18 protein-coding genes and 1 pseudogene are annotated in these 13487 nt (G+C 46.4%); 11 read left to right on the top strand and 8 right to left on the bottom strand.

Features of this window, described 5'->3' with window-relative positions; all coding sequences use genetic code 11:
- Positions 1-291: 291 nt before the first annotated feature.
- Complete coding sequence (locus HS1genome_RS12930; protein WP_308423709.1) at positions 292-528, bottom strand: flavoprotein; 237 nt, start codon at positions 526-528, stop codon at positions 292-294.
- A gap of 352 nt (positions 529-880) precedes the next feature.
- On the opposite strand from HS1genome_RS12930, the pseudogene HS1genome_RS11890 reads away from it, so the two are divergent.
- The 6 genes and pseudogenes from HS1genome_RS11890 to HS1genome_RS11865 all read left to right on the top strand — a co-directional run bounded on the left by HS1genome_RS11890 (position 881) and on the right by HS1genome_RS11865 (position 4409).
- A pseudogene (locus HS1genome_RS11890) lies at positions 881-1686 on the top strand (sulfide-dependent adenosine diphosphate thiazole synthase).
- A 38-nt stretch (positions 1687-1724) separates the two neighbouring features.
- Positions 1725-2066: an eS24 family ribosomal protein gene (locus HS1genome_RS11885; RefSeq protein ID WP_126451237.1), complete on the top strand. Its 342-nt coding sequence runs from the start codon at positions 1725-1727 to the stop codon at positions 2064-2066.
- Positions 2059-2244: a 30S ribosomal protein S27ae gene (locus HS1genome_RS11880; protein WP_126451236.1), complete on the top strand. Its 186-nt coding sequence runs from the start codon at positions 2059-2061 to the stop codon at positions 2242-2244. The genes HS1genome_RS11885 and HS1genome_RS11880 overlap by 8 nt, the downstream gene beginning before the upstream one ends.
- Positions 2244-3236, top strand: coding sequence for a KEOPS complex N(6)-L-threonylcarbamoyladenine synthase Kae1 (kae1, locus tag HS1genome_RS11875; protein ID WP_126451235.1), 993 nt, complete (start codon positions 2244-2246; stop codon positions 3234-3236). Before HS1genome_RS11880 ends, kae1 begins: the two co-directional genes overlap by 1 nt.
- Complete coding sequence (locus HS1genome_RS11870) at positions 3227-3880, top strand: Kae1-associated kinase Bud32 (RefSeq protein ID WP_126451234.1); 654 nt, start codon at positions 3227-3229, stop codon at positions 3878-3880. Before kae1 ends, HS1genome_RS11870 begins: the two co-directional genes overlap by 10 nt.
- Positions 3843-4409 carry an XTP/dITP diphosphatase gene (locus tag HS1genome_RS11865; RefSeq protein WP_126451233.1) on the top strand — a complete coding sequence of 189 codons (567 nt, stop codon included), beginning with the start codon at positions 3843-3845 and terminating at the stop codon, positions 4407-4409. The genes HS1genome_RS11870 and HS1genome_RS11865 overlap by 38 nt, the downstream gene beginning before the upstream one ends.
- Here HS1genome_RS11865 and HS1genome_RS11860 read toward each other — a convergent pair.
- From HS1genome_RS11860 to HS1genome_RS11850, 3 genes are read right to left on the bottom strand one after another with little or no spacing between them, the layout of a single operon-like run.
- Positions 4383-5177: a tRNA (adenine-N1)-methyltransferase gene (locus HS1genome_RS11860; RefSeq protein WP_126451232.1), complete on the bottom strand. Its 795-nt coding sequence runs from the start codon at positions 5175-5177 to the stop codon at positions 4383-4385. The genes HS1genome_RS11865 and HS1genome_RS11860 overlap by 27 nt on opposite strands.
- 55 nt (positions 5178-5232) lie before the next feature.
- Positions 5233-5379 carry a ribbon-helix-helix domain-containing protein gene (locus tag HS1genome_RS11855; protein WP_126451231.1) on the bottom strand — a complete coding sequence of 49 codons (147 nt, stop codon included), beginning with the start codon at positions 5377-5379 and terminating at the stop codon, positions 5233-5235.
- 35 nt (positions 5380-5414) lie between these two features.
- Positions 5415-6158 carry a TrmB family transcriptional regulator gene (locus HS1genome_RS11850; RefSeq protein WP_126451230.1) on the bottom strand — a complete coding sequence of 248 codons (744 nt, stop codon included), beginning with the start codon at positions 6156-6158 and terminating at the stop codon, positions 5415-5417.
- A 49-nt stretch (positions 6159-6207) separates the two neighbouring features.
- Between HS1genome_RS11850 and HS1genome_RS11845 the strand changes: the two genes are divergently transcribed.
- Complete coding sequence (locus HS1genome_RS11845) at positions 6208-6525, top strand: 30S ribosomal protein S25e (RefSeq protein ID WP_126451229.1); 318 nt, start codon at positions 6208-6210, stop codon at positions 6523-6525.
- Positions 6526-6528: 3 nt separating this feature from the next.
- Here the strand turns inward: HS1genome_RS11845 and HS1genome_RS11840 are convergent, their stop codons facing one another.
- Complete coding sequence (locus tag HS1genome_RS11840) at positions 6529-7497, bottom strand: aldo/keto reductase (RefSeq protein WP_126451228.1); 969 nt, start codon at positions 7495-7497, stop codon at positions 6529-6531.
- Positions 7498-7536: 39 nt separating this feature from the next.
- Between HS1genome_RS11840 and ubp the strand changes: the two genes are divergently transcribed.
- Positions 7537-7851: a UBP family nucleoid-associated protein gene (gene ubp, locus HS1genome_RS11835; RefSeq protein WP_126451227.1), complete on the top strand. Its 315-nt coding sequence runs from the start codon at positions 7537-7539 to the stop codon at positions 7849-7851.
- A gap of 346 nt (positions 7852-8197) precedes the next feature.
- Here ubp and HS1genome_RS11830 read toward each other — a convergent pair whose 3' ends face one another.
- Positions 8198-9184 (bottom strand): V0D/AC39 family V-type ATPase subunit, encoded by a 987-nt coding sequence (locus HS1genome_RS11830; protein WP_126451226.1) that lies wholly within the window; start codon positions 9182-9184, stop codon positions 8198-8200.
- Entirely contained in the window at positions 9181-9522 is a 342-nt protein-coding gene (locus tag HS1genome_RS11825; RefSeq protein ID WP_126451225.1) for a hypothetical protein, read from the bottom strand. The genes HS1genome_RS11830 and HS1genome_RS11825 overlap by 4 nt, the downstream gene beginning before the upstream one ends.
- A 297-nt stretch (positions 9523-9819) precedes the next feature.
- Here HS1genome_RS11825 and pdxS point away from each other — a divergent pair, with 297 nt between their 5' ends.
- The 3 genes from pdxS to HS1genome_RS11810 all read left to right on the top strand — a co-directional run bounded on the left by pdxS (position 9820) and on the right by HS1genome_RS11810 (position 13067).
- Entirely contained in the window at positions 9820-10803 is a 984-nt protein-coding gene (pdxS, locus tag HS1genome_RS11820) for a pyridoxal 5'-phosphate synthase lyase subunit PdxS (protein WP_126451224.1), read from the top strand.
- On the top strand, positions 10800-11399 hold the full coding sequence (pdxT, locus tag HS1genome_RS11815) for a pyridoxal 5'-phosphate synthase glutaminase subunit PdxT (protein ID WP_126451223.1): 600 nt from the start codon (positions 10800-10802) through the stop codon (positions 11397-11399). The genes pdxS and pdxT overlap by 4 nt, the downstream gene beginning before the upstream one ends.
- Positions 11400-11522: 123 nt before the next feature.
- The gene (locus HS1genome_RS11810) at positions 11523-13067 is read left to right on the top strand and encodes an ATPase, T2SS/T4P/T4SS family (RefSeq protein ID WP_126451222.1); all 1545 of its coding nucleotides are present in this window, start codon (positions 11523-11525) and stop codon (positions 13065-13067) included.
- On the opposite strand, the gene hjc is transcribed toward HS1genome_RS11810, so the two are convergent.
- On the bottom strand, positions 13050-13484 hold the full coding sequence (hjc, locus tag HS1genome_RS11805; RefSeq protein ID WP_126451221.1) for a Holliday junction resolvase Hjc: 435 nt from the start codon (positions 13482-13484) through the stop codon (positions 13050-13052). The genes HS1genome_RS11810 and hjc overlap by 18 nt on opposite strands.
- Between the last annotated feature and the right edge of the window lie 3 nt (positions 13485-13487).

The following is a 13487-nucleotide window of genomic DNA, read 5'->3' as shown; positions in this document are numbered from 1 at the left end:
ATTACTATAAGCTCTTGAGGCTCTGTTCTCTGCTTCAGTAGCTCACCTTTGTGCTTCACTGCTCGTTTGTCCCTTTCATCTATTATATAACGAGTGTTCGATATCCAATCATATCTAGAGTTTTTCCTACAACGAAATTTACCATATCGTCTACCGATTTGGGCTTTAGAATAAAAGCCAGGTGAGCCGGGAACAATTATTCCTCCTACCTTGGTTACTTTCAGAGTATTGCTCAGTTCTATTGCACCTGACGGAGTTTCCCTTATGACTAGCACCAACTTTTTCTGGGTCTTAGAACGCTGGCAGCGGTTCTACTGAATAGGTTAAGGTTATTCCAGAAGTGACTTCAGCCAGTGTCCTTATACTGCACGGTACTATTGACATAGCGTCAACTCTGTAACTGCTACTGGAGGTAGGGGCTTCGATTTCTCCTTCCGAGTAAATTTCATCAGCAACCTTTCGCAAATCGTTCTCAAGACCGATGTCATTCTCTACCTTAGCTACTTTGATTGCCTCCCGTGTATACAATAGTCTTTACTTGGGCATGTCTCAGCGCCTCTACCGTCCTTATCCCGTATAATATTCCGCTTGAACCGGGTCAGTCCTACAACAACTGTCTTCCTTTTCCCTTCACCTGTTCCTGCTTTCGCGTCCAGTCCGCTAGCCACGCCGTGTAGCACCTATTACTGCAAAACACCCATGGTTTATTATTGCAGCAAGTCTTAACCACTATGGGATTGGACCTTATAGTGGTTCCACAATGCGAACAGTGTTGGGTAAGGGTTTGGGACTCTATCTTGAACGGCAACTCTCTCCCCTTCTACATTCACTCAAATTCATATATAAGCTAGTTTATAATCTGCTTCTATAGGCCTATCTTATGCCAATTGTCAAAAATGGGGACAAGGTTAAGCGCGTAACCGAAGCTGCAATTAGTAGGTACATTATCAGGTCCACAATGGAAGACTGGGAGAAAATAGTTGATAGTGACGTAGTTATAGTGGGAGCAGGTCCTGCAGGTATGACAGCTGCTCATTTCTTGGCCAAGGAGGGATTAAGGACCGTTCTCTTTGAGAGAAGGCTTAGCTTTGGAGGGGGATAGGAGGTGGAGCAATGCTTTTTCACAGGATAGTTATCGAGAGTCCAGCTGACGAACTATTGAAATCTTTTGGAATAAGGCTGACCAGGGTCGATGAGGGAGTCTACGTGGTCGACTCGGCGGAGTTTATGGCTAAATTAGCTACCGCCGCTATAGATGCTGGGGCTAAGTTTGTTCACGGTATAACAGTAGATGACGTAATATTTAGAGAAGAGCCGTTGAGAGTGGTGGGTGTAGCGGTAGAGTGGACAGCCACCCAGATGGCATCGCTCCACACGGATCCACTCTTCGTTTCGGCTAGGGCCGTTGTGGATGCTACGGGGCATGACGCCGAGGTAATCTCTGTGGCCTCACGTAAGATCCCTGAACTCAACTTAGTAGTCCCCGGCGAGAGGCCAGCATATTCGGAGTCCGCCGAGCAATTGGTTTACGACAATACAGGAATGGTTGCGCCTGGTCTCTATGCCGCAGGAATGTCAGTCACGGAAGTGAAGAACTTACCTAGGATGGGTCCGATCTTCGGGGGAATGGTACTTTCCGGATATAAAGTGGCGCAGGAAATAATCAAAGACCTCCGTAAGTCTTAATAGTAGTATCTTATTCTAGCGATCTGAGCTGATGGTTGATGTCTGAAGTCAAAGTAAGGATCTCAGACAAGGTTGAGGGAGTAGTAGAGCTAGAGATGGACAATAAAGTGATAGGGAGAAAGGAACTTGTTGTAACTTTGTTTCACATAGGTGCTAGTACCCCCAGTAGGAAGGAAATAATAGATGGACTGTCTAAAGTACTCAATGCTAAGACGGATCGGATAGTAGTAAGGAGAATAGATACGTCCTATGGGGCTGGGGTAAGCAAGGTGAGAGTAAACATGTATGAAGATGGGCAAAAGCTGAAGTTGTACGAATACAAGCATGTGTTAGATAGGGACGCTGGAACCAAGCAAAAGAAAGGTGGTAAGAGTGGCTAAGCAGGAGACTAAGGCGATAGTAAGGACGTACTACGAGATCTCAGACGAGAAGATAAAATTAAAAAACAAGAAATGTCCTCGTTGCGGAAGCGTAATGGGCCATCACCTGAAACCGAACGAAAGGTGGGCCTGTGGCAAGTGTGGCTATACAGAGTTCGTAGGAAAGAAGGGTAAGTGATGAAGGTATTAGGCATTGAATCTACAGCTCACACGTTAGGTGTTGGAGTAGTAGCGGATCATTCGCCGTACGTTCTTTCTAATGTTAAAGATACGTTTGTACCTAGAGAGGGAGGAATGAGACCAGGTGAGGTTTCTCATCATCACGCCGAGGTCGCCCCGAAAATCGTGAAGGAGTCCCTGAGGGAAGCCAGACTAACTATAAAGGAAATTGATTATATAGCGGTTTCCATAGGTCCTGGCTTAGGTCCAGCGCTCAGAGTTGGAGCTACACTTGCTAGGGCGCTGAGCCTCAAATATAGGAAGCCTCTTGTGGGAGTGAATCATGGTGTGGCACACATAGAGATAGGCTACTTCTCAACTGGTGCTCAAGATCCACTGGTGGTGTACCTCTCAGGCGGTAACACGGTGATCACTAGTCTGGTAGAGGGAAGATTCAGGACATTTGGAGAGACATTAGATATAGCTCTTGGGAACATGTTTGATACATTCGTGCGAGAGGCAGGGCTTGCTCCTCCCTACATAATCAACGGGAGACATATGATAGATATTTGTGCGGAGGAAGGAGAGAACTTCATAGACCTACCGTACGTAGTAAAGGGGCAGGATGTATCTTACTCTGGGATATTGACAGCAGCACTGAAGGCATTGAAGTCTCACAGGAGAGGAGATGTCTGTTTTAGTTTAAGAGAGGTTGCGTTCGATGTCCTGTTGGAAGCGGTTGAGAGGGCCTTAGCACTAACTAAAAAGAAAGAGATCCTTGTTGTGGGCGGCGTTGCTGCTAGCGCCAGTCTAAAGGAGAAACTGAACTCCCTAGCCGACAGTTGGGGAGTTGAGCTAAAAGTAGTTCCTCCTTACTATGCAGGAGATAATGGGGCCATGATAGCTTATACAGGACTGCAGATGGCCAAGCATGGCGCCATAATGAACATTGAGGAATCCCACATAAGGCCTCGCTGGAGGGTAGACGAGGTGGATATAGTTTGGAGATAGTTAGGGAGATGTCCAGAGGTGCCGAGTCAGTGATTTACGAGTGCAGGATATTTGGTGTTAAATGTGTTCTGAAGAGGAGGCTCTCCAAGCCGTATAGGTACCCAATTCTAGACCTTAGGATAAACAGGGAAAGAACCTTACAGGAATCAAGGATAATGTTGAGCGCGTTAGAAGCAGGAGCTGACGTGCCGGCCTTGCTTTATGTCGAACCTCCTTCCTTCAGTATATTCATGGAGTATTTGGAAGGTCCAACTCTAATGGAATCTCTGATGGAAGGGAAAATGGACGCCAAATTCTTGGGTAATGAGGTGGGCAAATTGGTGGGTATCCTGCACTCTAGCGGTATAGTTCACGGGGATCTTAACACCAAGAACTTTCTTGTAGTGGGAACCGATGTCTTCGTGATAGATTTCGGGCTTGCTAAGAGATCCTTCGAATTGGAGGATCTGGGAGTCGACGTACACGTCTTTATGCGTTCTTTGGAAAGCGTGCATCCGGCAATGGCCTCCGAGGTCCTCCATGGCTTCTCGCAAGGTTATGACAATGTTACCGGCTCTTGGGACAAAGTTCGCGAAAAAGTTACGGAAATTAGGAGGAGGGGAAGATATGTCAGAGAGAGGAAAGCTAAGTATAGTATCGGCTAATAGACACAAATTCCTTGAGCTGGCTGAGCTGGCCAAGGACAGGGGAATAAAAGTTGAGTTCGCTAACCTCAGTAAAGTCGAAATTCAGGCCAACTCTTTGCTTGAAGTCAGTAGAACGGGGGCAATGTTAGCGTTCTCGCAACTACAGAGGCCGTTAATAGTGGAGGATGCTGGACTTTTTGTGGAGGCGCTAAACGGATTCCCAGGCCCTTATTCCAGTTACGTGTTTAAAACAATCGGCATTGAGGGAATATTAGACCTTGTTAGAGATAGGACGGATAGGTCTGCATTCTTCCAATCCGTGATAACTTACGTAGATCGCGAGCAGGTAGTGAGCTTCGAGGGAAAAGTGGAAGGCGAAATAGCTCTGTCACCTCGAGGAAGAGGAGGCTTTGGTTTCGACCCAATTTTCATCCCAAGAGGTTCCAAGCTTACGTTCGCCGAGATGGACGTCAGAACGAAGAACTTACTTTCTCACAGGGCCGTGGCCTTCTCCAAGTTCCTAGACTTCTATGCTCCCAGGCGCTGAAATATCGGCCTGAACTTTCCTCCCTAGAACTACGTAACCCGTGTGCATAACTCCAACATTCTTGGGTCTTGTAGCGTTTTCTTTGACCCTAATTTCCATGAGGATGAGCTGATCAGCTCTGAGATCGGTGAAGCCTGTCCTTCCCATGGCCAAGTAAGTTAATTCGACTTGCCTTAGAGTGGGGACGAAAACTGAGAGGTGGCCGCTTGGCTTAAGTGCGACTCTAACCGATTTTAGGGCGTTCCAAGGATCTGGCATATCTAAGAACACAGCATCGACTTCCCTCTCCGTTATTTCTTCCCTCACGTCGCCTCTCTTTAGTTCTACTCTGTGAGATAGCTTTAGCCTCCTTAGGTTCTTCTCCGCGTTTCTCTGCATGTCGTCCCTGACGTCATAGCTGTAAACTTTCCCTTCATCTCCCACGAAGTGGGCTAGGGCCGCCGTGAGGTAACCGGAGCCCGTCCCGGCTTCTACTACCTTAGAACCTGGGCCTATACCTGAATAGAATATCATGTAGGAGACGTCCTTGGGGTATATTACCTGCGACGGCCTTAATCCTCCTCTGTATAGGTCCGCTACGGTCGGTCTCAGCACGTACGCTTCCCCTTTGGACAACTTTAACCGACTTCCGTACTCTAACCCGATAATTTCGTCACACTTCACTTTTCCTTTATCTGTAGATAGGTACTTTCCTTTCTCAACTCGGAGGAGATATTTCCTCCTTTCGTCCACGTATAAAAGTACTTCTTCTCCTTCACTTACCTTCATTTCCTTCAGGGCTGGTGTCTCGCATCACAGCTCAAAAATACCAGCTTTCATCATCTCAGCTTTCAATCCATAGCTCCTTTCTTATTAAGTCTCCTATTGCGCTCCTTATGGCGTCGCTTCTAGAGCTGTACCTCCCAGTGTTGACTAATTCATCTATGGCTTCAAGATATTTCTCAGGTACCTTTATTGTAATTATCTTCATATACCTCAAAGAGAATCTTCTTTCTGTTTGTCCTTTTAACTGCTACTCCGCACTTCACTGGCCCTACTCCATAAATACTCAAAGTACACCGTCCCTATTTCCACTAAGTACTGGTGACTAGACATTATTCCCAGCACCGTAGGTGAGGACTCTATCATCAGTAATATTGTTCCCCTAGTGATCACTCCACTGCCAAACATCGAGTCCATCACCCTCACGTTTACTCCCTTCAGTCTATCAGCGCTAACATCCTTAGTTACTATCACCTTCGTTTCTCCCCTATATGATGCGTTAACTACCCCCTTCACAACTTCGTCATTTATTACTCTATTTGAGGAAAAAGCTATTAGATATCTGTTTGATGGGGTATATAGAAGCTGAGTTAATACCTCCATTACTTTTCCGCCACTTATAGTTGACACTGTATAAGAAGGGGCCGCGAGGACTGAAGATAAAGGATCGATGAATTCCTTCTCGAACTGGTTAAGTCTATCAGTTAGACTTCCCTTTATTTTGGCCCACACTTCCCTTACAGATACTGCCTCGTATCTGTTTGGCTTGCTCTCCACTTTCCTTATCCACCCTCTCATCTCTAATTTATTCAGTAGTGAGTAAATTTTTGTATACGAAATTCCCAAATTGTCTGATAGCTCCCTCGCTGACATCTTCCCGTTGATTAGCAGGGAGGTGTAGGCTCTTAGCTCTCCCCTAGATACTCCCATGAAGGACGCAAACCTAGACACCCTTCCAAGGATCTCGTTGATTACTTCCTCTCCCACAACGTTTATTTAATCAACCGGCCCTTTATACGTTGAATGGTGAAAGAAAGTGGGAGGAACTCAGAAAAAACCTATATCCACTTTAGAGAAGAGAGTTAAGGAGGAGGACGACAAGGGGACTAAGAAGGAGAAGAAGCAGAAGGGAGGAGGCAAGGCCGCTTCTACAACAATGACATCGGAACAAGTAAGCCTCAAGAGAGCCTCAGAGGAGATACAGAAGCAGAAGGCTGTAACTCCTTATGAACTGTCCGCCAAACTGAATGTCAGCATAAGCGCTGCGAAGGAACTTCTTAGGCAGTTGGAGAAGCAGGGCACTGTGAAGCTCCTAGCTAAGAACAGAAGGACAGCTGTGTATGTCGCAGCTTGAACGCTATTTATAAGCTAAGGTTTCCTCTTCACTCTCCAGATTCAACGGTTTCAATTTCTTCTCATAGAGAGTGTTCAAGGTCCTCATAGTTTCCTCGTCAAGCACCTCTAGTTCACTCAGTCTCGTGAACCTCTCCACGTCATGCACTGAAGTCATGTTGGGGATCACTGAGCTCACAGCATTGTGGGTTAGAATGTATTGTATGGCTAACTGATATAGTGGAGGAGAGGGATGTTCCTTCAGGTAGTTTTTGATCTCCTCTAAGGCCTTGAGAACCCAAGCGCTATCTTTCAACGCTCTGTGCAATTTCTTGTTGCTCAACATCTCCCATCTCTCTTCGTCTAGGACGTCAGATGCGTGAGGAACTCTGACGAAGTGTCCGATCCCGCTGTGTTGTAGAAACGTGAGACCTGGCTCCCTTTCTATGAGGTTAAATATGTGTTCAAGGGCTTCATATCCCATTCCAATGGCCTGCAGCCCCTCCTCTCTCCATCCAAGTGTCGGCCCTAGTGCTACTCCCACAACTCTCGCTTTTCCATCCCTTTTGAACTCTATCATTGTCTCGTAGACCTCGACATCTTTGATCACGTTTAGCCTCGGGTTGTGCAGCATTAATACGTCCACATAATCTGTGTTGAGCCTCTTTAGTGACATAGAAAGTGCTTCCTCTAAATAGTCCCTTGTGAAATCCTGTTTTCTATGGTCTCCACTATAAAAATTATATCCTATCTTTGTTAAAATTACGACCTTATCCCTTACAGTGGACAGAGTTTTGCCCAAGATCTCTTCTCCTTTACCCTGGCCGTAGTAGTCCGCTGTGTCGTAGAAGGTCACACCAAGTTGATAAGCCCTACGTAATACTTCTTCAGCTTTAGTCACCTCCGCACCCCACCAGTCTGTTATTATGGACCAAGTCCCTATTCCTATTTCTGAAACCTCAAGCTCGGTATTACCAACTCTTCTGTACTTCACGATCATACACCTTTGGAGTTCTCGTTAATTTATCTACCCATGCTTACAATTCATCCCGAGTTGAAGGAGGACCTACTTTTAACTTACATTGGTGAGCTAAAGAGACGTATATATGCCTATAATGAGGATATCCGAGGTAAAGGAGTCTACCTGAAACCTGTCCACTTCGTCTACAAGAGGGACGGTAGGAAGTATGTTTACGTTGGACGTTATTGGTATGTTCTTAGGAGGAGGGATGGGAAACTGAAATGGAACTACGTCGGCTCGGAGAAACCTCTGAGTAGTTTACCTGATCCTCCTTACATTCCTCGTATTTCGCTGTTATGTGTAGGTGAAAACTGTGAGGTATTGTAGGTCCTGATCTAAAGCTTTAGATGTTTATTCTTTATGAAAGGCTAAATCATTTGTTTTTGATCAATACTCTTCTAAAGGTAAATGATCAACAATCCCCTGCAGGGCGAGGGGTAAGTCCGTGCTGGACTTTACAAGACTTTAGGATGAAAGTGGAGATTAGTATTCCCAGTCCCTCTTCCTCAAGGCCGGCTATCCCAGCTCAATCGTAGTCAGGATTCTACCACTAAGTGTGGAAGTAGACGTCCACCCTAAAGCCTGTTTTAAGGATCATAGGAGCAAAACTATCGACATAATTAGTTTTGGCCCAATAGTTCGGAAAGCCATAGATTTTTGGCTAAAGCAAAAATTAGATGAACTCAAACGACAAAAGTTCCTTTATTTTATTTGAAGGAAATCCCAAAGCCTGTGCATTAAATAGCTTTATGATGTCCTCTTGATCGAGTGAAATCAGTTCTAGTGCAGCCATAACCGACAGAGGCGTAAACGGATCCCCCATGAACACTGCCTTAGCAGCCTTTCGAGCCTGGATTTTGGCTTCATGTTCCACAAAGGCCAGTGCAGCAGCTAAAGTCGTGGTTTGAATCCCCTTTCCATATTCCGTGCGTTTAACTATCTCGATTCCTTCCTGTTGGGAAGAGGCTGCAGCGAGATCCTTAGCTACCTCAGGTGATACCTTGCAGTAGATTTCGGTTGAGACTGCAACCCTTTGAGTAGCCGCCATACTTAGGGCATAATAGTCTCTATATCCACAAGTCAACTGATCCGCTTTCGCCTTCCAGTCCCCACGCATTTCGTTGATCGTGGAGCTCAATCTTATGATAAAGAAGAGATCTAGGGATGAGTTAAGGGCCGAGAGATCTCTGGCCCCACTTTTGGCGGCGTACTCTAGCGCTTCACCGTAAATCTGCCCCCTTAGTAACGTTGACAGTTCATCTATGCTATTTGGTGAGGATTCAGCAGCAGAGAAGAGGTTTTGATCTCCAGAAAGTATCATCCTCCTCTCCACCTTCACTTTACTGTAGACTGACGACACCAAATACTTTAGATCGTTCAAAGTGAGTCTGTAATAGTATAGGTCTGCTATTCTTTTTCCAATGTTGGAAGATAGTGTAAAGTTCCTTAATTCGCTTCCTAGACTAGTAAAGTGCCTCTTCACAATCGCTTCGGTATCCTCTAGGTTCTGTCCTACTTCAGGTAAGATACCCCGCTCCTTTAATATGTTGGCCGATTCCTTCCAGCTACCACTTCCCAGCAGCTCATCCATTAAAGAACGAGAGAGGGTTTTAGACTTGAGAAGTCTCGCTATCGAGGTGAGGTATGTATTGACGCTCACCTGTAAGCACCTTTAACTTGCTCCAAAAGAAATTGGACGGCCTTATCTAGATTCTTCTCTCCTTTCCTCTTTATTTCGGCTAACTGTTTCTGCCTTTGATCTAGAAACATCTTCCTGAGCTGATCTATCTTTTGTTTCTCTTCCTTAGAGATGGACTCTGCTATTATATCAATGGCCTTAGAGGCCGCTTCCTCAAACTGGGAAGAGAGGGCCTCAGCTTCGGTGAGTAATCTCTTGGCGTCCTCGCTACTAGATCTCTCTAACTCTTTTACACCGGTCTCAAACTTACTGATGGCTTGCACGTAGTCTCCTATCTTCCGTTGGCTCAATCGGCTCACTGTAAGGAACTCCGCAGGAATTTGCTTAAAACCTTTGATGATGTGGAAGCTGTTCTGTTGAATTTTCTACAGGAGAGAAGTCTGGAGACGCATTAGAGTTTTAGGTACATACGTCGATATCATCTCCTTGGTCCTTTCTAGATAATTCCTGTTTCATTGCACGTGTTAAACAGTATGAATTTGTGAGCAGTGAAGTGGGCTCCGTCCTCTCGGGTGGGCTATATTACGGATATTAGTCAGCTATACAACTAACACCTGCCAATACTTTTTAGCTAGTTTGATTTCATTCAAGGTGATATGAGGTACTACCCCCTGGAGTTTTCGGAGATAGAGAGCTTCTTCTATAAGTTAGCGGAGCTCAGAGAAGCTTCTGGGAAATCTGAGCCTAAGCCCTTGAAGAAAGGAACAATCCTAGTGAAGCACGCCTTCCCCATATTTCAGAAGGGGGGAGTTATAATGGACGTAACAAACCCCTCTCAAGCTCAGATAGCCGAATCCGCTGGAGCGACTGCAGTTATGGTCTTGGATAAACTACCCTATGACGTTCGAAAGAGTGGAGGGGTAGCCAGAATGGCCGAGCCCCGAGTAATAGAGGAGGTCATGAATTCTGTAACAATACCTATAATGGCCAAGGTGAGAATAGGACATTACATGGAGGCTAAGGTGCTTGAGGCATTAGGAGTGGATATGATAGATGAGAGTGAGGTCCTGACTCCAGCTGACGAAGAACATCATATAGATAAGTGGCAGTTTACCGTGCCCTTCGTTAATGGAGCTAGGAGCCTAGGCGAGGCACTTCGAAGGATATATGAGGGGGCCTCAATGATTAGGACTAAAGGAGAGGCTGGAACTGGTAACGTCAGTGAGGCAGTGAAGCATATGAAGATAATTAGTAGGGAGATCGGCGAACTAAAGGCGTTGACCGATGAGGAGGTTGCCAAGAAGGCTAGAGAGTTTCAAGTACCATATGAGTTGGCCAAGCTTACGGCAACTCTTGGAAGGCTACCGGTAGTCAATTTCGCGGCAGGTGGGATAGCCACGCCTGCCGATGCCGCTCTGATGATGTGGCTTGGAGCTGACGGTGTGTTCGTAGGCTCTGGGATATTTAAGAGCGAGGATCCGGAGGAGAGAGCAAAGGCTATTGTTTTAGCCACATCTAACTGGGAAGATCCAGAAGTAGTCTTGGAGGCCCAGAAAATGATAAGCGAAAAGAAATCTATGATGGGGATAGATGTAAAGACGCTAAGGCCCGAGGAGCTTCTTCAGGTGAGGGGTTCATGAGGATCGGGATCCTCGCTTATCAGGGTAGCTTCGAGGAGCATGCACACCACCTTCGAAAGGCACTCTCTACATCTGGGCTGGAGGGGGAAGTGATACCCGTAAAGAAACGGATGGACCTAACCTCTGTGGAAGGAATAGTTCTACCAGGAGGTGAAAGTACTACTCTTGGTGTAGTTGCGGAGAGGATGGGAATACTCGAAGACCTGAGGACTGCGATTCACGATGGACTACCTGTACTAGGAACATGTGCAGGGGCAATAATGTTAGCCAAAGAGACTTCGGACTCTAAGGTTAAAATAAAACAGCCCACGCTAGGGGTAATGGACTTCGCGGTTGTAAGGAACTACTACGGAAGGCAGAGGGAGAGCTTCCAAGAAACCCTCGACATGAGTAGAATAGGTGCGGAGAAAGTGCTCGTCCCCTTCATAAGGGCTCCAGCGATAGTCAAAGTCTGGGGAAATACGGAGATATTAGCGGAATTGGAGGGAAGACCTGTAATGGTGCAGGAAGGGCCCACTCTGGCAACCACCTTTCACCCAGAACTATCCTCCAGCTATGCTGTGCATCAGTACTTCCTCAAGATCGTGAAAAGGTGAATCTCGAGACTCCTTCCCTATTCAATATTTTCAATCGAGATTTTCCTAGAGATCTGTCTTCTTGGTGAGGCACTTTAATACTGAGCGCGAACAATATGAGCAACGGGGCGGTGAAATCGAACCTTGAGCAGTTCTTATGATAAGGCTTTCCTAATAGATAGGTCCGCCCTCTTGGCTGGAGTAACGAGCTTGGTGAGAGAGGGTAGACTAGTAGGTAGAATAGTGGTCCACGGAGCCCTTGTGAGGAAGTTGTGGAATGATGTGAGTAGAGGATTAGTGACTAGCGAAATCGCGTTGGAGGAGCTAGGTTTCCTGAAGGACGTCACAGAGAGATTCCTCATGCCGTTCGAGGTAGTGTGGGATGGTGACGGGAGGGACCTCAACGACGTATTAAGGAGATACTCCATGAAACATGGGACTACGTTAGTCACCGCTGACCCCCTTCAAGCTAAAGCCGCGGCCGTGTTGGGGGTGGATTGTGTGCTTATTTCGCCCAAGCAGGCGGAGATCCCGTTTGAGAACCTCTTCGATTCAAATACGATGAGCCTTCATATTAAGGAAGGGACTACCATAAAGGCCAAGAGGGGCAGTCCAGGTAACTGGCAATTCTTAGAGGTTACGAAAAACCCTGTGACTGCTGGAGAGATTAAGAGGATGCTATCGGAAGTTGTCTTAGCGGTTGGATTGACTAGGAGTTCGTTCGTAGAAATAGAGAGGAAAGGTTCAACTGTGATTCAGCTGGGGAACTATAGAATAGTGGTAACGAGACCACCTCTCAGTGACGGGTGGGAGATGACGGTTACTAGACCGGTGACGAAAAAGAGCTTGGAGGACTACGGGCTGGACGAGAGATTGGTAACTAGGTTTAAGGAGAAAGCCGAGGGCATACTTGTGGCCGGGGCTCCAGGAATGGGTAAGACCACCTTTGCTCAAGCACTCGCCGAATATTACATGAAGATGGAGAAGGTAGTTAAGACTGTAGAATCTCCGCGGGACATGGACCTTCCATCTGAGATAACCCAGTACTCTAAGAATTATGCGGAAGTGGGTGAACTTCACGATATCTTGTTGTTAAGTAGGCCAGATTATACTGTCTATGATGAAATGCGGAACGACGAGGATTTCAAGCTCTTCATAGACTTGAGGTTAGCGGGAATAGGAATGATAGGGGTAGTTCACGCCACCACTCCAATTGACGCTATTCATAGGTTCTTGAGCAGGAACGATCTGGGAACCGTTCCTAACATAGTTGACACAGTGGTCTTCATCGAAAAGGGGCAAGTGGCCAAGGTGTTCTCTCTGAACATGGTGGTGAAGATACCTACAGGCCTCAGAGAGGCCGACTTAGCTAGGCCTGTGGTAGAGGTGAGGGACTTCCTGACGGACTCTGTTGAGTATGAAATGTATGTATTTGGAGAACAGACCATGATAGTCAGAGTTAAGGATGTCCAACGGGGACAAGAACACGATAAGGTAGGCAGGATCATCTCGAAGTACGTCCCTAGGGCAGTGATCAAGTTCGAAGGAGGAGAGTACGTTATTTCCCTTCCGCGCAGTGAGACCTCTAGGTACAATAAAGTTGCTAGTAGGCTCAGGAAACTCGAGAAGAAGCTTGGGGTCAGAATAAGAGTCCAAGTAGCAGAGAACGGTTCAAGCGAAGAGGTCTAGCTTCTTAACTAGCTTAGATTCCACGTGACGCACTAGGTCCTCTAACGACATACCGGAGGAGATTAAATTCTTATCCGCGACGAAATTTCCTCCTCTAGTTTGCCTCAGCTTACTGAAATCGAGAAATCGAATTCCAGAAGGTGATTTTATCGCCAAGAAGAGCTCTCCTCCACTTCTCTCCGAGAACTTCGTTATACCTTCCGCTTGGTCCCTGTTCACGTAGATGTTTTCCTCGCTTGCTCTGCTCTTGACCTCTATAATAATTATCACCCCATCCTTCAGGGCCACTATGTCAGGAACTGGTTGCTTCCTCTTACTGCCACTGGCTGGTGCTCTAAGACAGGCGAAGCCTTTCGCTGTCAACCTGTTGACTATGTATCTCTCTACTGTCGAGCCTCTCCTCTTCCTTTCACTCAACTC

The sequence above is a fragment of the Sulfodiicoccus acidiphilus genome, from assembly GCF_003967175.1.
Classification (GTDB): Archaea; Thermoproteota; Thermoprotei_A; order Sulfolobales; family Sulfolobaceae; genus Sulfodiicoccus; species Sulfodiicoccus acidiphilus.
This window is presented reverse-complemented; position numbering and strand designations above follow the sequence as displayed.